Source organism: Salinibacterium sp. NSLL17 (genome assembly GCF_015864935.1).
Lineage (GTDB): Bacteria > Actinomycetota > Actinomycetes > Actinomycetales > Microbacteriaceae > Rhodoglobus.
In genome coordinates this window covers 164,159-186,499 of sequence record NZ_JADYWH010000003.1, presented here as the reverse complement: position 1 = coordinate 186,499, position 22,341 = coordinate 164,159, and the positions used below count along the sequence as shown (strand labels likewise).

The 22,341-nt window shown below is 60.3% G+C and carries 22 protein-coding genes and 1 tRNA gene; 20 read left to right on the top strand and 3 right to left on the bottom strand.

Features of this window, described 5'->3' with window-relative positions:
* Nucleotides 1-4: 4 nt before the first annotated feature.
* Nucleotides 5-77: transfer RNA gene (locus I6E51_RS13785), tRNA-Arg, on the bottom strand.
* A gap of 86 nt (nucleotides 78-163) precedes the next feature.
* Here I6E51_RS13785 and I6E51_RS13780 point away from each other — a divergent pair.
* Nucleotides 164-958 carry a transglutaminase family protein gene (locus tag I6E51_RS13780; RefSeq protein WP_197110671.1) on the top strand — a complete coding sequence of 265 codons (795 nt, stop codon included), beginning with the start codon at nucleotides 164-166 and terminating at the stop codon, nucleotides 956-958.
* Between the two features lie 25 nt (nucleotides 959-983).
* Here the strand turns inward: I6E51_RS13780 and I6E51_RS13775 are convergent, their stop codons facing one another.
* On the bottom strand, nucleotides 984-1,568 hold the full coding sequence (locus tag I6E51_RS13775; protein ID WP_197108958.1) for an arginyl-tRNA synthetase: 585 nt from the start codon (nucleotides 1,566-1,568) through the stop codon (nucleotides 984-986).
* Between the two features lie 99 nt (nucleotides 1,569-1,667).
* Between I6E51_RS13775 and I6E51_RS13770 the strand changes: the two genes are divergently transcribed.
* From I6E51_RS13770 to prmC, 9 genes are all read left to right on the top strand, one after another.
* A complete protein-coding gene (locus tag I6E51_RS13770) occupies nucleotides 1,668-3,329 on the top strand; it encodes an arginine--tRNA ligase (RefSeq protein WP_197110670.1) in 1,662 nt (553 codons plus the stop codon).
* Between the two features lie 5 nt (nucleotides 3,330-3,334).
* A complete protein-coding gene (locus tag I6E51_RS13765; RefSeq protein ID WP_307784012.1) occupies nucleotides 3,335-4,195 on the top strand; it encodes a DUF2993 domain-containing protein in 861 nt (286 codons plus the stop codon).
* Nucleotides 4,196-4,300: 105 nt separating this feature from the next.
* The gene (gene lysA / locus I6E51_RS13760; RefSeq protein ID WP_197108956.1) at nucleotides 4,301-5,704 is read left to right on the top strand and encodes a diaminopimelate decarboxylase; all 1,404 of its coding nucleotides are present in this window, start codon (nucleotides 4,301-4,303) and stop codon (nucleotides 5,702-5,704) included.
* Nucleotides 5,701-7,017 carry a homoserine dehydrogenase gene (locus I6E51_RS13755; RefSeq protein ID WP_197108955.1) on the top strand — a complete coding sequence of 439 codons (1,317 nt, stop codon included), beginning with the start codon at nucleotides 5,701-5,703 and terminating at the stop codon, nucleotides 7,015-7,017. The genes lysA and I6E51_RS13755 overlap by 4 nt, the downstream gene beginning before the upstream one ends.
* A 3-nt stretch (nucleotides 7,018-7,020) precedes the next feature.
* The gene (locus I6E51_RS13750) at nucleotides 7,021-7,158 is read left to right on the top strand and encodes a hypothetical protein (protein ID WP_197110669.1); all 138 of its coding nucleotides are present in this window, start codon (nucleotides 7,021-7,023) and stop codon (nucleotides 7,156-7,158) included.
* Nucleotides 7,155-8,093, top strand: a complete 939-nt coding sequence (thrB, locus tag I6E51_RS13745) for a homoserine kinase (RefSeq protein ID WP_197110668.1) — start codon at nucleotides 7,155-7,157, stop codon at nucleotides 8,091-8,093. Before I6E51_RS13750 ends, thrB begins: the two co-directional genes overlap by 4 nt.
* Before the next feature lie 132 nt (nucleotides 8,094-8,225).
* Nucleotides 8,226-10,475: a transcription termination factor Rho gene (gene rho, locus I6E51_RS13740; protein WP_197110667.1), complete on the top strand. Its 2,250-nt coding sequence runs from the start codon at nucleotides 8,226-8,228 to the stop codon at nucleotides 10,473-10,475.
* Nucleotides 10,476-10,477: 2 nt separating this feature from the next.
* Nucleotides 10,478-11,557: a peptide chain release factor 1 gene (gene prfA, locus I6E51_RS13735; protein ID WP_197108951.1), complete on the top strand. Its 1,080-nt coding sequence runs from the start codon at nucleotides 10,478-10,480 to the stop codon at nucleotides 11,555-11,557.
* A gap of 8 nt (nucleotides 11,558-11,565) precedes the next feature.
* Nucleotides 11,566-12,438 carry a peptide chain release factor N(5)-glutamine methyltransferase gene (gene prmC, locus I6E51_RS13730; RefSeq protein ID WP_197110666.1) on the top strand — a complete coding sequence of 291 codons (873 nt, stop codon included), beginning with the start codon at nucleotides 11,566-11,568 and terminating at the stop codon, nucleotides 12,436-12,438.
* Nucleotides 12,439-12,488: 50 nt separating this feature from the next.
* Here prmC and I6E51_RS13725 read toward each other — a convergent pair whose 3' ends face one another.
* Nucleotides 12,489-13,103 (bottom strand): HAD family hydrolase, encoded by a 615-nt coding sequence (locus I6E51_RS13725; RefSeq protein WP_197108949.1) that lies wholly within the window; start codon nucleotides 13,101-13,103, stop codon nucleotides 12,489-12,491.
* Nucleotides 13,104-13,171: 68 nt separating this feature from the next.
* Between I6E51_RS13725 and I6E51_RS13720 the strand changes: the two genes are divergently transcribed.
* The 10 genes from I6E51_RS13720 (at nucleotide 13,172) to atpD (ending at nucleotide 22,339) form a co-directional block, all read left to right on the top strand.
* Nucleotides 13,172-13,828 carry an L-threonylcarbamoyladenylate synthase gene (locus I6E51_RS13720; RefSeq protein ID WP_197108948.1) on the top strand — a complete coding sequence of 219 codons (657 nt, stop codon included), beginning with the start codon at nucleotides 13,172-13,174 and terminating at the stop codon, nucleotides 13,826-13,828.
* Nucleotides 13,825-15,051, top strand: coding sequence for an MraY family glycosyltransferase (locus I6E51_RS13715; RefSeq protein WP_307784021.1), 1,227 nt, complete (start codon nucleotides 13,825-13,827; stop codon nucleotides 15,049-15,051). Before I6E51_RS13720 ends, I6E51_RS13715 begins: the two co-directional genes overlap by 4 nt.
* A complete protein-coding gene (locus tag I6E51_RS13710) occupies nucleotides 15,048-15,497 on the top strand; it encodes a hypothetical protein (RefSeq protein WP_197110665.1) in 450 nt (149 codons plus the stop codon). The genes I6E51_RS13715 and I6E51_RS13710 overlap by 4 nt, the downstream gene beginning before the upstream one ends.
* A gap of 119 nt (nucleotides 15,498-15,616) precedes the next feature.
* Nucleotides 15,617-16,441, top strand: a complete 825-nt coding sequence (atpB, locus tag I6E51_RS13705; RefSeq protein ID WP_231600205.1) for a F0F1 ATP synthase subunit A — start codon at nucleotides 15,617-15,619, stop codon at nucleotides 16,439-16,441.
* A 49-nt stretch (nucleotides 16,442-16,490) separates the two neighbouring features.
* A complete protein-coding gene (atpE, locus tag I6E51_RS13700; RefSeq protein WP_197110664.1) occupies nucleotides 16,491-16,724 on the top strand; it encodes an ATP synthase F0 subunit C in 234 nt (77 codons plus the stop codon).
* Between the two features lie 28 nt (nucleotides 16,725-16,752).
* Nucleotides 16,753-17,316, top strand: coding sequence for a F0F1 ATP synthase subunit B (locus tag I6E51_RS13695; protein WP_197110663.1), 564 nt, complete (start codon nucleotides 16,753-16,755; stop codon nucleotides 17,314-17,316).
* A complete protein-coding gene (locus I6E51_RS13690; RefSeq protein ID WP_197108944.1) occupies nucleotides 17,316-18,110 on the top strand; it encodes a F0F1 ATP synthase subunit delta in 795 nt (264 codons plus the stop codon). Before I6E51_RS13695 ends, I6E51_RS13690 begins: the two co-directional genes overlap by 1 nt.
* A gap of 37 nt (nucleotides 18,111-18,147) precedes the next feature.
* The gene (gene atpA / locus I6E51_RS13685; RefSeq protein ID WP_197108943.1) at nucleotides 18,148-19,785 is read left to right on the top strand and encodes a F0F1 ATP synthase subunit alpha; all 1,638 of its coding nucleotides are present in this window, start codon (nucleotides 18,148-18,150) and stop codon (nucleotides 19,783-19,785) included.
* A 50-nt stretch (nucleotides 19,786-19,835) separates the two neighbouring features.
* The gene (locus tag I6E51_RS13680; RefSeq protein WP_197108942.1) at nucleotides 19,836-20,735 is read left to right on the top strand and encodes a F0F1 ATP synthase subunit gamma; all 900 of its coding nucleotides are present in this window, start codon (nucleotides 19,836-19,838) and stop codon (nucleotides 20,733-20,735) included.
* Between the two features lie 20 nt (nucleotides 20,736-20,755).
* Nucleotides 20,756-22,339, top strand: a complete 1,584-nt coding sequence (gene atpD / locus I6E51_RS13675; protein ID WP_231600166.1) for a F0F1 ATP synthase subunit beta — start codon at nucleotides 20,756-20,758, stop codon at nucleotides 22,337-22,339.
* The last annotated feature ends 2 nt before the right edge of the window (nucleotides 22,340-22,341 follow it).

Here is a 22,341-nt window from a genome sequence, read left to right as displayed (position 1 = left end):
ACAGTGCCCCCGGAGGGAATCGAACCCCCGACCTACGGTACCGGAAACCGGCGCTCTATCCCCTGAGCTACGAAGGCAAGGGCTCCATCTTAGCAAGCAATCGTTCCCACATTTAGCACGCTGTGGTGATGCCCGGTTCAGCTTCTCGTGACATTATCGGGGGATGCTGCGTACCGTGTCATCCCACCAAGAACTTGACCTTCGTGGTCGCACCGAAATGGTCTTTAGCATTGCGGTGTCTGCTCGCTGGACTACGGCATCCGAGTCCGTTGATTTTGTGTTGGATGGTGAGCCCCAGCAGCCAACAGAGTTGGTCGATGCGCGCGGAACCCGCCTGCACTCGCTGATTGCTGGCCCAGGGCGTCTTGTCGTGGACTACGCCGCCACCGTTGAGGAAACCCCCGAACCTGCGCCGGTCAACGAGATCGACCTGATCGAGTATTTGCGGCCGAGTCGGTATTGCGAATCCGATGTTCTGCTTCCGAGTGCTCGTTCGTTGTTCCCGAGCCAGACGGGTCACGAGTTGCTCCTGGCTGTGCGGGATTGGGTCGGGGCAAACATGCGGTACACGCCAGGCATCTCCTTGGCGACCGATGGTGCAGCCCATTCGATGTTGGCGCGCCAGGGCGTATGCCGCGACTACGCGCACCTCACTATTTCGATGCTGCGCGCCAAAGATGTGCCGGCGCGGTATACCTCGGTGTATGCGCCCGGGCTGAGCCCCATGGATTTCCATGCCGTCGCCGAGGCGTATGTAGACGGTGCTTGGTGGGTTGTGGATTCCACCGGGCTTGCTCCGCGTCAGTCACTCGTGCGCATTGCTACGGGCAGGGATGCAGCCGATACGGCCTTCCTCACCAATCACTGGGCTGACCTGTTCTTGCAGAAGCTTTCGATCACCGTGACGGCAGACACGCTGCCGGTAGACGATCACCGCTCGCCGGTTCAGCTTCCGTAAAGCCGCACAGCCACCACGGCGGTAGCTAGTTCAGCGCAGCTTCCACGTCAGCGACGAGGTCAGCGGCATCCGCAGCTTCGAAGAACGCTGGCGAACTGAGAGTTGCCCAGTAGGCTCCGGCGAATACTTGGGCTGTGCCGACGCCTCCCGAGACAGCGAAGTAGCCATCGAAGCTGCTTGTGGACGCGCCAGAGTTCGACTTGAGCGAGTCGTACTTTGCAGGAGTCGGTTGCGCAACCGACACGTCAATGGTGACTCCGCTGGTGGAGTTTTCCCATCGGCAGATGGTGCCCCGGGATTCAAAGGCTGTTTCCGCCGTGGAGCCTGCGGGCGGAGTAAAGCTGTTCAGCAGCAAGAAGTTCGAGTTGAAGTCATACATAGCTTGCGGCGAGATGAGCTCTGTACACGCAATGTCAACGGGCGTTGCCTCCGGATCGGGGGAGGTTGTCGCGGTCGGTTCGGCCTCGGGCGTTGCGGTGCTGTCGGGGTCGATCGTGCGAGTGGGGTTCGGCCCGACCGGGTCTGGCTCGGTGGGAACGCACGCGCTCAAGAGGAGAGCCGATGCACTCAGTGCGATCACTGCAGGAATAACGCGAAGTCGAGAAGCCATGGTTCCATTCTGGTGACCTCTGACACCAACGAAGTGCAGTGACCCGGCATTGTCGCGAACTGCGCCAGAAGCTCAGTCGCCACCCAGTACTCTTAAGGGGTGAATCCTGCTGATCTTTCTGCCACCTTGCTCTCTGTCGTCTCCCGCATTGCGGCTGACCGCGGCACGCCCGATTTGGGCCTGACCGTGAGTGACCTGGTGTTAGAGCGACCGCGCAATCGCGATCACGGTGATTGGGCATCCAATATCGCTATGAAGTTGGCGAAGCCGCTGGGCGCCAACCCCCGTGAGCTCGCGATTGAAATCGCCGAGCAGGCGCGTGCGATCGACGGCATCGCCTCGGTAGATGTTGCGGGCCCCGGCTTCATTAACATCACCCTGGATGCCGCTGCCGCGGGTGCGCTCGCGAAGACCATCGTTGAGCAGGGCGAGGCCTACGGTCGCAATGATTCCCTCGCGGGTCAGACCATTAACTTGGAGTTTGTTTCGGCCAACCCCACCGGCCCGTTGCACATTGGTCACACTCGGTGGGCTGCTCTGGGCGATTCGCTTGCGCGCGTGCTCAAGTCCGCTGGTGCTGAACTGGTGAGCGAGTTCTACATCAACGATGCCGGCAACCAGATGGACAACTTTGGGGCATCGATTCTGGCGTCGGCGAAGGGTGAGCCCACTCCGGAGAACGGCTACCCGGGTGCTTATGTTGCCGAGCTCGCTCAGCGAGTGCTCGCCTCGAACCCCGAAATTCTTGAACTCGACCACGATGAAGCCATCGCTGTTGCGCGCGAGCGTGGCTATGAGCTTCAGCTCGGCGAAATCAAGAAGTCGCTCGCGGCGTTCAACGTGCACTTCGATGTCTGGTTCAGCGAGCGTGACCTTCACGCGGTGAAGGACGACGGCAAGAGCGCTATCGATACTGCTGTTGAGCGCTTGCGGGCTCAGGGCCATGTCGCCGACAGCGACGACGCGGTGTGGGTCAAGACCACCGACTTTGGCGACGACAAAGATCGCGTGATCAAGCGCGGCAACGGCATTTACACCTACTTCGCCGCCGATGCGGCCTACTACCTCAGCAAGGGCGACCGTGGCTACGCCCACAAGATCTACCTGCTCGGTGCCGACCACCACGGTTACGTTCACCGTCTCAAGGCGCTCGCGGGCGCTGCCGGTGACGACCCCAACAAAGACATCGAGGTGCTCATCGGGCAACTCGTCAGCATCAACGGTGCTCGCCTCTCGAAGCGTGCCGGCAACATTATCGAGCTCGACGATCTTCGCGAATGGCTCGGAACGGATGCCCTGCGCTACTCGCTCGCGCGCTACCCCGCTGATTCGCCGCTCACCCTTGACCCCGAGATTCTGCAAAAGCGCACGAACGACAACCCCGTCTTCTACGTTCAGTACGCTCACGCGCGCACTCACAGCGTCGCGCGCAATGCGGGGGAGTCGGGAGTGGATCGCAGCGTCTTCGATGCTTCGTTGCTCACGAACGAAACCGAGAGCATCCTTCTCGGCGTTCTTGCTGAGTTCCCGCGCATTGTGGCTCAGGCCGCAGAGTTGCGTGAACCGCACCGCATCGCGCGCTTCGCGGAAGAACTCGCCGGCAGCTACCACCGCTGGTACGACCAGTGCCGCGTCACGCCGATGAACGATGAAGAAGTCACCGACGTTCACCGCACGCGCCTCTGGGTCAACGATGCTGTCGGTCAAGTGCTGCGCAACAGTCTCTGGATGCTCGGAGTCAGCGCCCCGGAGCGGATGTAGCGTCCGTGGCTTCCGACGATCAGCCCACCATTGAGTTGCGCCTCGATGGCGCCGCGGATTCTGCCCCTGAGGCAGCCACCGGCTACGCCGTTGCGAAGCGCAAGCGACGCAGCTGGATTGGTTGGGTTGTCGCCGGGGTCATTCTCCTCATCCTGATCGTCGGTGTTGTCCTCGTAGAGACTGTCGGGCGCACCGCAGCGGTCCGCATCGCCCAAGACGAGATTGCCTCGTCGCTCGGCTTGGAATCCAGTGAGGGCGTTGCTGTCGATTTAGGCTCGGGCTCGCTGATCCTCCAGGCGCTCACGGGCGGTCTCGATGTGGTGACGATCGACATCGATCGGTTTGAGGTAAACGGCCTCGAGTCATCTGTGCGGGTCGTTGCTACCGGGGTTCCCGTGGTGTCGTCGCAGCCGATCGACACAGTCTCGATGGATGTCGCGATCACCGGCGCAGAGGTATCGAAGCTTGCGGCAACGCTGAGCGGTACCGGGCTCGACTCGATTGAACTCGAAGGCAGCGCCATCCGGGTATCGACGGTCTTTAAGCTCCTGTTCTTTGAGATCCCCGTTGCCCTCGATCTGGTGCCGGTTGCCGCGGGGGACTCGATCGCCTTCGAACCAGAATCGGTCATCTTGGGCGACGAGCAGATTTCGGTTGCCGATTTGCGACAGAATCCGCTCGTTTCGGGTCTGGCGGGCAGCCTGCTCAGCTCTCAAGAGTTCTGCGTTGCGTCCTCGTTGCCGACGGCGCTAACGATCGATTCGGTTGCGGTAGCCAACGACAACCTGGTCATCCAACTCAATGCCGATGGCATCGCGCTCGATGATGCCGCGTGGAAGCAATACGGCACGTGTCCAGCGCCGTAACCCGATTCAACGCTAGCGGCGCCAGCCGTTAGAGTGGTCAGCATCCCCAACGCCCGTGCGGACACAATCCGCCGTTTTCCGTCTACATCTCTGTGAGGTGCGACTGTGTTCGCGAACCCGCTGGCGCCCGAGTGGCTCGAAGCTCCTGCCGAAGCAAATTCTTTGCCGTCGACCGTCTGGTCACGCACTGCAGCGCGCGCTGCAAACGGTGAATTGACGATTGCTGGCGTTACCGCTGGCGATCTCGTCTCCCGCTTCGGCACCCCCGTGTACGTCGTCGACGAAGCGGATGCCATTGCTCGCGCGACCGAGATCAAGGCCGCCTTCGATACCGAGTTCGCTCGCATTGGCTCCGCAGCCAAGGTGTATTACGCGGGCAAGGCGTTCCTGTGCACAGAGGTGGTTCGCTGGATGACGGCCGCCGGCCTCAACATCGATGTCGCCAGCGCTGGTGAGATGGCGGTTGCACTCGCGGCCGGCGTCGATGCGTCGCGTTTGGGATTCCACGGCAACAACAAAAGTCTTTCCGAGATCGACCGTGCCGTGCGCGCGGGCATCGGCCCCATCGTTATCGACAGCGTCGTCGAAATCGGTCGGGTTGCTGAAGCCGCCACACGGCACGGTCGAACCCAGCGGGTGCGTTTGCGCATCAACAGCGGGGTTCACGCATCGACCCACGAGTACTTGGCGACGGCGCGGGAGGACCAGAAGTTTGGTGTCCCGCTCGCTGAGGCTGAAGCGCTTGTGGAGCAGATCCGCTCGCATCCTTCGTTGGATTTTGTGGGAATCCATTCGCATATTGGTTCGCAAATTTTTGATACGGCGGGCTTTGCTGAGGCGGCACGTCGTTTGCTTGAGTTGCATGCGCGTTTGTCGGTGGTTGCTCCGGTGCCCGAGCTCAATTTGGGTGGCGGTTTTGGCATCGCGTATACCTCGGTTGATCAGGCTTTGCCGGTGGCTGAGCTTGCTGCGTCGCTGGCTACGATTGTTGAGGCTGAGTGCGCTCGGCTCGAGATCCCGGTGCCGATCATTGCGATTGAGCCCGGCCGGTCGATCATTGGCCCGTCGACAACCACGCTGTACACAGTGGGCACGATTAAGGATGTGCTCGTTGATGGCGTCGCCGTGCGCAAGTACGTCAGCGTTGATGGCGGCATGAGCGACAACATTCGCCCCGCTCTTTATGAGGCCGACTATTCGGCTCGCATCGCCAATCGGGTTTCGGATGCTGCCCCTGAGCTTGCACGCATTGTGGGCAAGCACTGTGAGGCCGGCGACATTGTGGTGCGCGCCGAATATGTGCCCGGTGACGTTGCGATCGATGATGTGATTGCCGTGCCTGCGACCGGTGCCTACGGTTGGGCGATGTCCAACAACTACAACTATCTTGCGCGCCCGCCCGTCGTTGCGGTGCGCGATGGCCACGCCCGCATCATTGTGCGCGGCGAAACCGAAGACGACCTACTCAGCCGCGACGCGGGAATTAAACCATCGGGAGACTCTGAATGATCGAATACCGCAACCTTCGCGTCGCAGTTTTGGGCGGAGGGAGTGTCGGATCGCAGGTCACCGCACTGTTGCTTGAACACGCTGATGAACTCGCTGCCCGTGCCGGAGCCGGACTCGAAGTCGTCGGCGTCGCCGTTCGTGACCTCGATGCTCCCCGCGACACCAGCATCCCGAAAGAACTTCTGACGACCGATGCAGAGTCGCTCATCGTCGGAGCGGACATCGTGATTGAGCTGATTGGCGGCCTCGAGCCCGCGCGCACCTGGATCCTCAAGGCTCTGCACTCGGGTGCCGACGTCATCACCGCCAACAAGGCGCTTCTTGCTCACCACGGCGCTGAACTCTTCGAAGAGGCCGCCCAGGTCGGCGCGCAGCTTTACTACGAAGCTGCCGTTGCTGGCGCGATCCCCATCATTCGTCCGCTGCGCGACAGCCTCGCTGGCGACCGCGTCAAGCGCATCCTCGGCATCGTCAACGGCACCACGAACTACATTCTTGACCGCATGGATGCCACGGGCGACAGCTTCGACGACGCCCTCGCCGAGGCGACTCGACTGGGGTATGCCGAAGCCGACCCCACGGCAGATATCGAAGGCTATGACGCCGCCCAGAAAGCATCCCTGCTCTCGAGCCTCGCGTTCCACACTCGCGTTCCGCTGGAATCGGTTTACCGTGAGGGAATCACGGGCGTCACCGCCGAGCAGGTCGTTGCGGCCCGCAAGGCTGGCTATGTCGTCAAACTGCTGGCCATTTGCGAACGCATCCTCAACGCTGACGGCACCACCGCTGGTGTCAGCTCTCGCGTGCATCCCGCACTTGTTCCGCTGACTCACCCGCTCGCTGCGGTGCATGGCGCGAACAACGCTGTGTTTGTTGAGGCCGAAGCTGCGGGCAGCCTCATGTTCTATGGCGCTGGTGCTGGCGGAATCGAAACCGCATCCGCTGTGCTCGGTGACGTCGTATCTGCTGCTCGCCGCCACGTCATTGGTGGCCCAGGCGTTGCCGAGTCGACGCACGCTAATCTCCCCATTTTGCCGATCTCTCGCGTCACGACGCGCTACCAGATCACCTTGACGGTGGTTGATGAGCCCGGTGTGCTCGCCACAATTGCTGCTGTCTTTAGCGACAACGGTGTCTCTGTCGAGGCGGTTAATCAGACTGTCGGCGCGGTAACTGAGGGAGTGCCGAGCGCTACCCTTATTACGGTTACGCACGAAGCGACCGATGAATCGCTAGCCGCCACGGTGGCAGCACTGACCGAGAACTCGGTTGTGCGCGATGTTGTGTCTGTGTTGAGAGTCGAAGGACTGTAGCCAATGGGCAGTGAATTCAAGAACCAGCAGCGGGAAAGTCTTCTTCACGAGCACGCCGACCGTTTCGGTGTGACAACGGCGGCCTCGAAGGCACAGCTCAGCGACGTCAGTGCCCGTTTTCTGGGGCTGGCGAAGGCATGACCTCGCTGGTCGGTCGCAGTGTCGTCGTGCGTGTGCCGGCGACTTCGGCCAACCTTGGCCCGGGGTTCGACACGCTTGGGCTTGCGCTGTCGCATTATGACGAGCTGATCGTCACTGCGGTCGAGGGCGCGGGCGTCACGATTGATGTCACGGGTGTTGGTGCCGGAATTGTCGCAACAGATGAGTCAAACCTCGTCATTCAGGCGATCCAGCACTGTTTTACGCACTTCGGGCAGACCATGCCGGCACTGCACGTGTCGGCGACCAATGTCATCCCGCACGGTGGGGGACTTGGTTCGTCTGCTGCGGCAATCGTTTCGGGCGTCATGGCGGCCAAGGGGCTGCTTGAGGGCATCGTCGAGATGGATGCCGCAATCCTCCTCGTGCTCGCCACAGAACTTGAGGGGCACCCCGATAACGTCGCGCCTGCCCTCTTGGGTGGGCTCACGATCGCGTGGACCACCGACTCGGGGCCGCAGGCCAAGAAGCTGATGGTGCACCGTGGAGTGTCACCTCTTGTTCTCGTGCCCGACTTCCGGGTCTCGACGGCGCATGCGCGCAGTTTGCAACCGGATGCCGTGCCCTACGCCGACGCTGTCTACAACGTCTCGCGGGCTGCGCTCCTCATTGCGGCACTCACGCAGAGCCCTGAAGTGTTGCTCGAAGCCACCGGCGATCGCCTGCATCAGGACTACCGCGCTGCAGCGATGCCGCAGACCACAGAGCTGATCCGGATGCTGCGCTCGCACGGCCATGCTGCGGTTGTTTCCGGTGCCGGGCCCTCGGTTCTGGTGCTGGCTGATGACCCCGCGAGGCGTCTCGAGACCGCGGCTCTCGTGCAGGAGCACGCCGCAACGCCGTGGGAAAGCCTCCTCTTAGCCGTGGACTTCAAAGGTGCTACAGTGAATGAGCACCAGGTAGAAGCTTCGGCGTAGTCGTAGCCTCCCGGTCGCACTTCACCCGTCGTATCCCCGAATTTAGATTCCTGCGCATCCGCGCAGACATCGGTGAGCGACTAGCTCTCCACCAAGGAAATCAATCTTGGCTGGGGAAAGGAACCCCAAGTAGTGACTGACGTCAACAACCACGCATCAAGCGTGGATTCCCGTGCCGCGCTGAGCGCGTTGCGACTGCCCGAGCTTCAAGCTATGGCAGCCGAACGCGGCATCACCGGTACTTCCAAACTTCGCAAAGGAGATCTCGTGGACGCAATTAACGAGAAGAACAACAGCAACACCGCATCAACCCCACCCGCAGAGGCTGCAGCAGCTCCGGTCCGCAAGCGCGCTTCGCGCCGTGTCACGAGCACTGACGGTGCCGCCATCGCTGGTACCGAAAGCCCCGCTGGCGCTCCTCAGGTAGACAAGAACGCTTCATCGTCGAAGGATTCAGCTGCTCAGGCACCTGCCGCCGACAGTGCAGCAGACAAGCCGAAGACGGCTCCTCGCAAGAAGAAGACTGACGCTGCAGTTGCTCCTGAATCGGATGCCGCAGCCAGCACCACCGCATCTACCAGCGCAGCAGCATCCACCGATGCTCCCGCAGCCGATGCAGCTCCTAAGCGCAACCGTCGCAGCTCCAGCCGTAGCGCTGCAGCAGCGGACGCTTCGAGCGACGACAGCGCAGCTTCGGCCGACGCAACGTCGACCGACAACGACACCAAGGCTGCCAAGGGCGGCAACAAGAACGACAACCGTAAGAGCGACAACAAGGGTGACAAGGGCAGCAACAACGCCGACAACTCTGACAAGAACTCCGACGACAAGAACAGCAACGCTGATAAGAACAGCAACGCTGACAAGAACAACAACGCTGACAAGAACAACGGTTCTGACAGCAACGACGACAACGACTCCGACAATGAATCGGGTTCGGGCCGTAACCGCAACCGCAACCGCAGCCGCAATGGCAGCAGCCAAAACGGCGAAGGTTCGGGCCGTCAGAACAACAACCGCCGCCAGAACAACAACGGCGACGGCAACAACGCTGAGGGCAACAACGGCGGAAACCGCAATGGCAACAACGGCGGAAACAGCCGCAACAACGATGACTCGCGCGGCGGTGACGTTGACTCCGAGCGCGGTGGACGCGGTCGCTACCGTGACCGCAAGCGTGGCCGTGGAAACATGGGCGACGACTTCGAGCCCGAGATCACCGACGATGACGTACTGATTCCGGTTGCCGGCATCCTCGACGTGCTCGACAACTACGCTTTCGTGCGCACCACTGGTTACCTTCCCGGTAACAGTGACGTGTACGTGTCGCTTGGCCAGGTCAAGAAGTACAACCTCCGCAAGGGTGACGCCGTTGTTGGCGCTATTCGCCAGCCGCGTGAGGGCGACAACAGCCAGGGCCGCCAGAAGTACAACGCGATCGTGCGCATCGACTCGATCAACGGTCTTCCCGTTGAAGAGGCGGCGAACCGTGTTGAATTCGGCAAGCTCACCCCGCTCTACCCGCAGGATCGTCTGCGTCTCGAGACTGAGCCGTCGATGCTGTCGACGCGCATGATCGACCTTGCTGCTCCGATCGGCAAGGGCCAGCGCGGACTGATCGTCTCGCCGCCTAAGGCAGGCAAGACGCAGATTCTTCAGGCCATCGCAAACGCGATCTCCAAGAACAACCCCGAGGTTCACCTCATGGTCGTTCTCGTTGACGAGCGCCCAGAAGAAGTTACGGACATGCAGCGCACCGTCAAGGGCGAAGTTATTGCTTCGACCTTCGACCGTCCCGCTGAAGACCACACCACGGTTGCCGAATTGGCTATCGAGCGCGCTAAGCGTCTCGTCGAGCTCGGTCACGACGTAGTCGTACTGCTCGACTCGATCACGCGCCTCGGTCGTGCCTACAACCTGACTGCACCGGCCTCAGGCCGCGTTCTTTCCGGTGGCGTCGACTCTGCAGCGCTGTACCCGCCGAAGCGTTTCTTCGGCGCGGCTCGCAACGTTGAAGAGGGCGGCTCGCTCACCATCATCGCTACCGCGCTCGTCGAGACCGGTTCGAAGATGGACGAGGTTATCTTCGAAGAGTTCAAGGGCACCGGCAACATGGAACTGCGTCTGTCGCGCCAGCTGGCTGACAAGCGCATCTTCCCCGCGGTCGACTTCAATGCATCCGGAACACGTCGCGAAGAGATGCTTCTCGGTGCCGACGAAGTCAAGGTCACTTGGAACTTGCGTCGCGCCCTTGCTGGTCTCGACCAGCAGGCTGCGCTCGAGATCGTGTTGAATAAGCTGAAGGAGACGCAGTCGAACGTTGAGTTCCTCATGCAGATCCAGAAGTCACTTCCTTCCACTAACGGCACAAAAGAGGACTAACTATGTTCGAGTCAGTACAGTCGCTGCTGACCGAGCATGGGGAGCTCGAAGGTCAGCTAGCTGACCCCGAGCTCCACTCAGACCCGGTCCGCTCGAAGAAAGTCAACCGACGTTACGCCGAGTTGTCGCGCATTGTTGCGGCGTACCATAACTGGCGTCAGTTGACGGATGACCTTGCGGCAGCCACCGAAATGGCTGACGAAGATGAGTCGTTCGCTGCAGAGATCCCCGGGCTCACCGAGACTCTCGAGGCTGCTCAAGAGAAGCTTCGTCGCATTCTGATTCCGCGTGACCCCAACGATTCCCGTGACGTGATTATGGAAATCAAGATGGGGGAGGGCGGCGCCGAATCGGCGCTCTTCGCTGGCGACCTGCTGCGCATGTACTTGCACTATGCAGAGTCAAAGAAGTGGAAGACAGAGATCATCGAGCAGACCTCGAGCGACCTCGGCGGCATCAAAGATGTTCAGTTGGCTGTCAAGGGCAACTCGAGCGATCCCGCTGAGGGAGTCTGGGCGCACTTGAAGTACGAGGGGGGAGTGCACCGCGTTCAGCGTGTGCCCGCCACCGAGTCTCAAGGCCGCATCCACACCTCCGCTGCTGGTGTGCTCGTGTTCCCTGAGGTTGACGAGCCTGAAGAGGTGGAGATCAGCCAGAACGATCTCAAGATCGATGTTTACCGTTCCTCGGGTCCCGGTGGCCAGTCGGTGAACACCACTGACTCCGCTGTTCGTATTACTCACCTTCCGACCGGTATCGTCGTGGCTATGCAGAACGAGAAATCGCAACTGCAAAACCGCGAAGCCGGTATGCGAGTGCTGCGCGCGCGCATCTTGGCTCGTTATCAAGAAGAAGCGGATGCCGAGGCGAGCGAGTACCGCAAGAGCCAGATCCGCACGATGGATCGCTCCGAGCGCATTCGCACGTATAACTTCCCTGAGAACCGGATTGCGGATCACCGCACCGGATATAAGGCCTACAACCTTGATCAGGCGATCAATGGCGCACTCGAGCCTGTGATCCAGTCGTGCATCATGGCTGATGAAGAGGCACGATTGGCTGCTGTAGGAAACGACTCCTGAGCGAGGCAGTGACTGCCGAGCACAACATCAGTGTCGCTGACCTTGTAGGCAGCGGCACTGAGTCGTTGAGTGCTGCGGGAGTTCCTTCTCCTGGCGTTGATGCTGAGCTGCTGGTTGCGCATGTGCTCGAGTTGAGCCGTGGCGAGTTGCGGGTTCGCCTGGTCACCGGTGCGCTGGTGTCGGCTGCGGCAGAAGCTACCGTTCGCGAACTCTTTGTCCGCCGTGCTGCGCGCGAGCCGTTGCAGCACATCACGGGCATCGCGCCCTTCCGCAATCTCGAATTGCGCGTTGGTCCCGGCGTCTTTGTGCCGCGGCCCGAAACGGAAACTGTCGTGCAGTTCGCGATCGATGCCCTCAACGCGAGCGCAACTCCCGAGCCGATCGGTGTCGATCTCGGCACCGGCAGCGGCGCGATTGCGCTCTCGATGGCCACCGAGGTGCCGCGCGCTCGTATTTATGCGGTCGAGCTGTCACCGGACGCGATACCGTACACAAGCGAGAATTTTCGTCGCTATGGCACAGACAATGCGACACTCATCAACGCCGACTTGGGGGACGCTTTCCCTGAACTCGACGGCACCGTTGACGTGGTCATTTCGAACCCGCCTTACATTCCCGCGGCCGCAATCCCGCGCGATATCGAAGTGCAACTTCACGACCCTGCTCTGGCGCTCTACGGCGGAGAAGACGGCATGGATGTCGTACGCCGCGTCTCAACGACGGCTCGCCGTCTGTTGCACCAGGGCGGCACTCTCGTGCTCGAGCACGGCGAAGAGCAAGCTCCGGCATTGGCCGCGCTGCTCACGGCGGACGGCTGGAACGCCGTAGCTCACCACAAAGACCTCCTCGGCCGCGACCGCGCCACTACAGCGCTGCTGTAACGACGGGGTTTCGCCGGGTCTAGTGCCCGCAGCGCGAGTGCAAAGGCGCTCTAGGCCCGAGCGGCCGCAAACTCTTCAATCGCCTGGTGCAGTTCTGCTCCGCTGCGAAAATGGTGGCCGGTGATGCCGAGAGATTCGGCGCCCGCAATATTCTCGGCCATGTCGTCAGCGAAGAACGCGTTGTGGGCATCCACGCCATAGGCCTTCAGGGTTCGCTCGAACACGACCGGATCCGGCTTGCGAGCACCGTAGAAGCTCGACGTGCGCAAGTGGGTGCCGAAAATATCCACGAGCTCGGGGGCGACCACGGGCAGGTTGTCTCCGAGCAGTGACCCGTTGTTGGTGAGCAGGGTCGCCTGACCCAGTTCTGACGCGCGTCGGGCGGCCGCGAGCGAATCAGGCCAGGCCGTCATCGCAGTGGACCGAATCTCTAGCCAGCGCTCGACATCCACGCTCCGGCCGATCGCTTCTTCAAAGGCCGCGAGGTATTCTTCGCCGGTCGGATACAGGCCTGCTTCGGCACCAAATTCGCCATCGTCGTGCCACCAGAGGCGTCGCAATTCGAGAAAACTGCGGCCGGTCAGTTCGCTGAGAGCAGCCATTCGTGCACGCCAGTCGTACTCATAGAGCACGTCATCCATGTCAAAGATGAAAAGCAGCGTCATTGTTGGCCATCGCTATCTGTTAGTCGTGATCAGTCTTTCACTGTTTCGCCCGGTACCATGTTGGGGACATGGATGACCTTTTTGATTGTGCCGACGAAGCACAGCTCCTGACCGGCATGCGACTCGCTCGCGTGGCTATTGGCCGCGGCGATCTCGTCGTGATCCCCACTGACACTGTTTACGGGGTGGCTGCTGATGCATTCCAGCCCGAGGCGGTGCAGAAGCTGATTGATGCCAAGGGGCGCACGAGGCAGTCGCCTCCACCGGTGCTGATCCCGGGCATCCCGACCCTTGATGCGCTTGCCGCTCAGGTTCCTGACGAAGTGCGCACTCTGGTAGCCGAGTTTTGGCCCGGTGGCCTCACGATCATTCTTCCGGCGCAGCCTTCGCTGATCTGGGATCTGGGCGAGACCCAGGGCACGGTTGCTTTGCGCATGCCATCCAGCCGGATTGCTCTCGAACTGCTGTCGGAGACGGGCCCGCTTGCGGTCTCGAGCGCCAACAGCACGGGTCTGCCGGCGGCACGCTCGGCGGCGGCGGCAAAAGAGATGCTGGGGGAGTCGGTTTCGGTGTACCTCGACGATGGCGAGGGTGGCGAACTCGCTTCGACGATTGTGGATGCCACGGGTTTGCTTGTCGACGGCGGCAAGCTGCGCATCGTGCGTGAAGGCGTCATTTCGGCCGACGCCATACGCGAGCTGATCGGGGCCGATCGGTGCGAATAGTTTTTTACTTCCTCATTGCGGGTATCGCCGCAATGGTCACCTACGGCCTCGCGCTGTTGGTGCTCAAGCTGAGCCTCAAGTACAAGTTGTATCCGCAGGTTCGCCAGCGTGACGTCCACACGACGCCCACACCGCGCTTGGGCGGAGTTGCGATGTTCATTGGCATCGTTGTGGCATTTGCTGTTGCGTCCTCGCTGGGCAATTTCTCGCTGATCTTCAACGAGCCGGGCAAGGTTTTCGGTCTCCTCGGCGCAGCGCTCATCATCGTCGTTATTGGTGTCGCCGATGATGTGTGGGACCTTGACTGGTTGACCAAACTGGCCGGGCAGATCATCGCGGCCGGTGTTCTCGCGTGGCAGGGAGTCCAGCTCTCGACGCTGCCGATCGGTGGGCAAACCATCGTCTCGCCCTATGTGTCGTTGATCCTCACCATCTTCGCCGTCGTGCTCGTGATGAACGCCGTCAACTTCATTGATGGTCTTGATGGTCTCGTCGCCGGGGTGGCGGTCATCGCCAACAGCGTCTTCTTCATCTACGCGTACCTCTTGCAGGGCCAAGCGCAGACGGAATACTTCAACTTGGCGTCCCTCACAACCGCGATCTTGATCGGTGCGTGCGTCGGGTTCCTGCCCATCAACTTCCATCCCGCGAAGATGTTCATGGGCGATGCTGGGGCGCTGCTGGTTGGCCTTCTCATGGCGGCATCCGCCATTTCGGTCACCGGTCAAGTGGATGCTGGCTATCTGGCTCAGCCAGACAAGTTCACCCTTGATTTCTTGCCGGCCTTCATCCCCATCCTGTTGCCCATCGCAGTGCTCATCATCCCGTTGCTTGACTTCGGGATGGCGGTCACCCGTCGTCTTCGCGCTGGCAAGTCTCCCTTCACGGCGGACCGCAAACATCTGCACCACCGTCTGCTGGACATGGGCCACTCCCACCTGCACGCTGTTCTCATCCTCTACAGCTGGACGTTTGTGGCCTCGGTCGGCGTTCTCGCCTTCACGTTCGTGCCGTGGCGGTGGGCGGCGCTCATGTTCGTCGTCGGCCTCGCTGGCTGTGCGGCTCTCACGCTGGCGCCTCTCAGCCGACGCAAGTCGCGTGAGGCTGCTGCCCAGCGCCTCGCGGCCGAGCAAGAATCTCTCGACGATGCACGATATGACGGTCTGGATGCCGCCTCCAACGACAGTTCGACCCAGCACAAGACAAAGGAACCCACCGAATGAAGTCCTCCGCAATTCTCGGCCGCGCGATCGCCTACGGGGCAATCTTGACCGTCAGCATCGCTGTGGTCGGCTCCATCGTGGGGTACCTCGTCGCAGACACCTCCGGGCTGATCAGTGCTTTGATCGGCGCTGGGCTCACCGCCCTCTTTATGGCGCTTACTGCCGGCACCATTGTGATCGCGTCGCGGGCAACCGGGGGCGATTCATCGAGCACCATTTTCTTCGCCATCGTTCTGGGCGCGTGGCTGATCAAGTTTGTCCTGTTCATCGCCATCTTGGTTGCGCTGCGCGGCCAGCCGTTCTTGGAGCCTGTCGTATTCTTCTTCTCGATCCTCGCGGCGGTGCTCGGTAGCCTCATCGTCGACGTGCTGGCGTTCGTTCGGGCGCGCGAAAGTTACGTGCCCGGAGTGCAGTTGCCAGGTGAAGATACCTCGACGTCAAACTAATCTGGCGGATTCGCCCGCAGATTCGTCGTGAGCGTAATTCTCTTGATAGAGTTAGTTCTTGTTACAACCCCCCAATTTTCATCGCCGCGTAGTTACACGCCCCGATTCTGGAGACAGCGCTGTTATATAACGCTCTCGCGCTCTTAGCGCCCTTTGCCACCGATGACGGATCAGGCGATGGGGGCTTTCATGGCCCGTCGCTCATTGAATTTGTCCCGCCCGGGTTTCTATTCGTAGACACCCCCTTCGAAATCAACAGACTCATGTTGGTCCGCTTCATCGCGGTCGCCGTGCTGATTCTGTTGTTCTGGGTCGGCACCCGTCGCATGCGGATGATTCCGGGTCGCGGCCAAAGCATGCTCGAGATGGCTGTTGGTTTCGTTCAGTCCAACATCGCGGATGGCGCGCTGGGCAAGGAAGACGGCAAGCGGTTCATGCCGTTGCTCGCCACGATGTTCTTCATGGTGCTAGCGATGAACCTCACGGGTATTGTCCCTGGGCTCAACGTCGCCGGCACAGCCGTAATCGGTGTCCCACTCGTTCTCGCTCTTGTTGCCTACGTCGTTTTCATTTACGCCGGCATCAAGAAGCAGGGCATCACCTTCTTCAAGGCGTCGCTCTTCCCCGCCGGTGTGCCGTGGCCGCTCTACTTCATCGTTACTCCGATTGAGTTCGTTTCTACGTTCATCCTTCGTCCGGTAACTCTCGCACTGCGACTCCTGATGAACATGATCGCGGGTCACATGCTTCTCGTGCTGTGCTTCTCGGCAACGCACTTCTTCTTGTTCACTGCTGGTGGCCTCTTCGGCCTCTTCAGCATTGGAACCCTCGCCTTTGGCTTCATCTTCACAATCTTCGAACTCCTTGTTGCGGTACTTCAGGCTTATGTCTTTACATTCCTGACCGCCGTTTACATCCAGCTCGCGCTGGTCGAAGAGCACTAGACCGATCCTGGCACTCGCCTGGATTAGAAAATCACGGAAGGAAACACAAATGAACGTCGCAGAGCTGACTGGAAACATTGCACCCCTCGCATTCGGTGTTGCAACCATCGGACCCGCAATCGGTGTAGGCATCGTTGTGGGCAAGACCGTTGAGTCCGTTGCACGCCAACCAGAACTTCAGGGTCGCCTCACGGGCCTTATGTTCCTCGGTATTGCATTCACCGAGGCGCTCGCGTTCATCGCGATCGCAGTTGCATTCATCCCTTTCCCCGGTTCACTTTAATTTCTAACAACTGATTGAGGAGGCTGGGATGCTTAGCGCACTACTGGCTGCTGCAGAAGAAACTGAGGGTGATGTAATCAACCCGCTTCTTCCTGCGGACTACGACATTATTTGGTCAGCGGTTTGCTTCGCTATCATCTTGTTCTTCTTCTGGAAGAAGTTCCTTCCTGCACTGACGAAGACGCTTGATGCTCGCGCTGAGGCCATCGAAGGTGGCATCAAGAAGGCTGAGATCGCTCAGGCTGAAGCCGCTGAAGCACTTGAGCAGTACAAGACGCAACTCGCCGAGGGGCGTGCCGAGGCCGCGAAGATTCGCGAACAGGCACGACTTGAGGGCACCGAGATCGTCAACGAGCTCAAAGAGCAGGCAACGGTTGAGGCTGCTCGCATCACTGCGAACGCCCAAGCCACGATCGAAGCAGAGCGCCAAGCAGCTCTCGTCTCGCTCCGCAGCGAAGTTGGCTCAATGGCCATCGACCTCGCATCGGGCGTTATCGGGCAGAGCTTGACGGACGACAAGAAGTCCTCCGCACTCGTCGACCAGTTCCTGGCTGACCTTGAGGCTTCAGAGAAGGCGAAGGCGAAGAAGTAATGGGATCAGCTACGAGAGAAGCGCTTGTAGCAGCGAAGGATGCTCTGTCATCCGTCACTGTCAAGAACTCTCTGGCCACTGGCGCAGAGCTGTTTGAAGCAGGGCGTGTCGTGGGCGATTCCGCTCAACTGCGCTCCGCTTTGGCCGATCCTGCCGCCGCTGCGAAAGACAAGGCCGCCATTGTCGGTTCGGTTTTCTCGTCGCTGAGCGCGTCAGCGCGCACCGTACTTTCAGCCATCGTGAGTGTTCGTTGGTCGGATGCCGATGACCTGCTCGCAGGAATTGAAGAGATCGGCATTCGCGCAATTGCGAAGTCCGCTCCGGCGAAGCTCTCCATTGATGACGAACTGTTCGCCTTCGGCGACACCGTGTCATCTGATGCTGAGCTAGAACTCGCTGTCGGAAGCAAACTTGGTTCCGCTGCATCGAAGTCGTCATTGGTTCGCGAACTGCTCGCAGGCAAAGCCTCCGATCAGTCAATCGCCATCATCGACCAGCTCGTGCAGCAGCCGCGTGGCCGCCGTATCGGTGAACTCGTCGCCACGGCCGCCGACATCGTGGCCGACCAAGCGGGCGAGTCAGTCGCAACAATTACGACTGCCGCCCCGTTGAAGGCCGCACAGCTCGAACGTCTGCGCGCCGGCCTCACCAAGAACTACGGACGCGAGCTCAAACTCAACGTTCGTATCGACCCCTCGCTCATCGGTGGGGTACGCGTTCAGATCGGTGACGAAGTCATCGACGGCAGCGTTTCCACCAAGCTCAATGACCTCAGGATCCAACTCGCGGGCTAGCGAGTTAGCAGACCTTTCCACGGAATAGGAAAACACAATGGCAGAACTCAGCATTAGTCCGGACGACATCCGCGACGCGCTCAAGGACTTCGTCAAGGCTTACGAGCCTGGCAAGGCTGCGACGACCGAGACGGGCACCGTCGTAGACGCTGCCGACGGTATCGCACACGTTGACGGCCTCCCCGGCGTCATGGCCAACGAACTCATTCGCTTTGCCGATGGCACCCTGGGCCTCGCTCAGAACCTCGACGAAGACGAGATCGGTGTCGTCATCCTCGGTGAGTTCACCGGCATCGTCGAAGGCATGGAAGTTACTCGCACCGGCGAAGTACTTTCCGCTCCCGTCGGCGACGCGTTCCTCGGTCGTGTGGTTGACCCCCTGGGCGCCCCGATCGATGGTCTCGGCGAGATCAAGGCTGAGGGCCGTCGTGCACTCGAGCTTCAGGCTCCCGGCGTCATGGACCGCAAGAGCGTCCACGAGCCCATGCAGACCGGAATCAAGGCAATTGACGCCATGATCCCGATCGGCCGTGGCCAGCGCCAGCTCATCATTGGTGACCGCCAGACCGGTAAGACGGCCATTGCGATCGACACCATCATCAACCAGAAGCAAAACTGGGAGTCCGGCGACGAGAACAAGCAGGTTCGCTGCATCTACGTTGCTATCGGTCAAAAGGGTTCGACGATTGCTGCCGTCAAGGGCGCACTCGAAGAAGCCGGCGCCATGGAGTACACCACCATCGTGGCCGCTCCCGCATCCGACCCCGCAGGATTCAAGTACCTCGCTCCTTACACCGGTTCGGCCATCGGCCAGCACTGGATGTACGGCGGCAAGCACGTACTGATCATCTTCGATGACCTCTCCAAGCAGGCTGAGGCTTACCGTGCAGTATCGCTGCTCCTGCGTCGTCCGCCAGGGCGTGAGGCTTACCCCGGTGACGTGTTCTACCTGCACTCCCGTCTGCTCGAGCGTTGTGCCAAGCTCTCCGACGAGCTCGGTGCCGGATCGATGACGGGTCTGCCCATCATCGAGACCAAGGCAAACGACGTCGCGGCCTACATCCCGACCAACGTGATCTCGATCACCGACGGCCAGATCTTCCTCCAGTCCGACCTGTTCAACGCCAACCAGCGTCCAGCAGTCGACGTAGGAATCTCGGTTTCGCGTGTGGGTGGAGACGCTCAGGTCAAGTCGATCAAGAAGGTTTCGGGAACGCTGAAGCTCGAGCTCGCTCAGTACCGCTCGCTCGAAGCATTCGCGATGTTCGCATCCGACCTCGACCCCACCAGCCGTCGCCAGCTCGCTCGAGGCGCTCGCCTCACCGAGCTGCTTCGCCAGCCGCAGTACTCGCCGTTCCCCGTCGAGAAGCAGGTTGTATCGATCTGGGCCGGCACCAACGGCAAGCTCGATGAGGTTCCTGTCGAAGACATCCTGCGTTTTGAGAGCGAGCTGCACGATTACCTCGCCCGCAACACCAAGGTTCTCGACACCCTTCGCGAGAAGAACGCACTCGATGACCAGCTGATCGCTGACATGGATGCCGGAGTTGAAGCCTTCAAGCTTGGCTTCCAGACGGGTGAGGGCAAGTCCCTCAACTCCGTTGGTTCTGAGCAGTTCGAAGAGATCGCTGAAGAAGACATCGCTCAAGAGAAGATCGTCAAGCAGAAGCGCTGAGCTTCGCACCAGTGATCATCGACCAACACGACATAGAAAGTTAGAAAGCCATGGGAGCGCAACTTCGGGTCTACCGGCAGAAAATTAGTTCTGCCAAGACGACCAAGAAGATCACACGCGCGATGGAGCTGATCTCCGCGTCGCGCATTCAAAAGGCGAAGCAGAGAGTAGCTGCATCGGGTCCGTACTCACGTGCGGTCACGCGTGCCGTCTCGGCGGTGGCGACTTTCTCGAACGTCGATCACGTGCTGACAACTGAGCCCGAGACGATTGACCGCGCTGCGGTTGTTATCTTCTCGAGCGACCGCGGACTTGCGGGAGCGTTCAACACGAACGTTCTCCGCGAAGCTGGCGAACTCGCAGCTCGACTCGAAGCCGAGGGCAAAGAGGTCGTTTATTACCTGGTTGGACGTAAGTCCGCCGCGTACTTTGCCTTCCGCAAGCGCGATGCAGAGCAGATTTGGACTGGCGGCACGGACTCACCAGAGTTCGAGGTCGCCAAAGAAATCGGTGACGCCGTCGTCAGCAAATTCTTGCAGCCGGCAAGCGAAGGCGGAGTGGACGAAATCCACATCGTGTACAACCGCCTAGTGAGCATGCTTCTGCAGGTTCCTGAGGTTGTTCGTCTTCTCCCACTGGAGATCGTTGAAGGTGTTGAGGCACCCGAAGAGTCGGAGATCCTTCCGCTTTATGAGTTCGAACCAGAGGTAGACAAGGTGCTCGACGCCTTGCTTCCTGTGTATATCGAGAGCCGTATCTTCAACGCCATGCTCCAGTCTGCCGCTGCAAAGCATGCAGCAACGCAGAAGGCAATGAAGTCTGCAAGCGACAACGCAGACAAGCTCATCAACGACTACACGCGCTTGGCCAACAACGCGCGTCAGTCGGAGATCACCCAGCAGATTTCCGAGATCGTGGGCGGCGCGGACGCCCTCAGCTCGGCTAAGTAAGAACCATAGATAGGGAAGCCATGACTGAAAAAGCCCCGGCCAAGAAGGCCCCCGCTGCAAAGGCAGCAACCACAAAAGCAGCAGCGACGAAGGCGGCAGCCGTAAAGGCCCCCGCCAAGAAGACGCCTGCAAAGAAGGCAGCTGCCAAGACGGTTCCTGCTGCGAATGTTGCCGGTATCGGTCGCATCTCGCGCGTAATCGGCCCAGTTGTAGACGTCGAGTTCCCGCATGATTCGATCCCCGGAATCTACAACGCGCTCAAGACCAACGTCACCATCGGCGGCGAGACAACCGAGATCACTCTCGAAGTAGCTCAGCACCTCGGTGACGACGTAGTTCGCGCCATCGCGCTCAAGCCCACTGACGGACTTGTCCGTGGACAAGAGGTTCGTGACTCTGGCGAGCAGATCACTGTTCCTGTTGGTGATGTCACCAAGGGCAAGGTCTTCAACGTCACGGGTGACATCCTCAACGCAGATGAAGACGGCAAGGTCAACGGCGAGACCGTTGAAATTACCGAGCGCTGGCCCATCCACCGCAAGCCCCCGGCATTCGACCAGCTTGAGTCGAAGACGGAACTCTTCGAAACCGGTATCAAGGTCATCGACCTTCTCACGCCCTACGTGCTCGGTGGAAAGATTGGTCTCTTCGGTGGTGCCGGTGTCGGTAAGACCGTTCTGATCCAGGAAATGATCCAGCGCGTTGCCTCCGACCACGGTGGTGTTTCGGTATTCGCCGGTGTTGGTGAGCGTACCCGTGAAGGTAACGACCTCATCGTCGAGATGGAAGAAGCGGGAGTCTTCGACAAGACTGCTCTAGTCTTCGGCCAGATGGACGAGCCGCCAGGAACGCGTCTTCGCGTTGCGCTCTCGGCTCTCACTATGGCTGAGTACTTCCGTGACGTTCAGAAGCAAGACGTGTTGCTCTTCATCGACAACATCTTCCGCTTCACGCAGGCCGGTGGTGAAGTTTCGACGCTTCTCGGCCGCATGCCTTCTGCCGTTGGTTACCAGCCGAACCTCGCCGACGAGATGGGTATCCTTCAGGAGCGCATCACCTCGACGCGTGGTCACTCGATTACGTCGCTGCAGGCAATTTACGTGCCTGCCGATGACTACACCGACCCGGCTCCGGCAACCACCTTCGCCCACCTCGACGCCACGACTGAGCTCAGCCGTGAAATCGCATCGAAGGGTCTGTACCCCGCCGTTGACCCGCTCACCTCGACGAGTCGTATCCTCGACCCCCGTTACCTAGGTGCCGACCACTACCGTGTCGCGACCAACGTGAAGCAGATTCTGCAGAAGAACAAGGAACTCCAGGAGATCATCGCGATCCTCGGTGTTGACGAGCTCTCTGAAGAAGACAAGATCACCGTATCGCGCGCACGTCGCATCCAGCAGTTCCTCTCGCAGAACACCTACATGGCGAAGAAGTTCACCGGTGTTGAGGGATCGACTGTTCCGCTCAAGGAGACCATCGAGTCGTTCGACGCGATCGTCAAGGGCGAGTTCGACCACGTTGCTGAGCAGGCGTTCTTCAACGTCGGTGGCATCAACGATGTCGAAGAGCAGTGGGCCAAGATTCAGAAAGAGAACTCCTAACA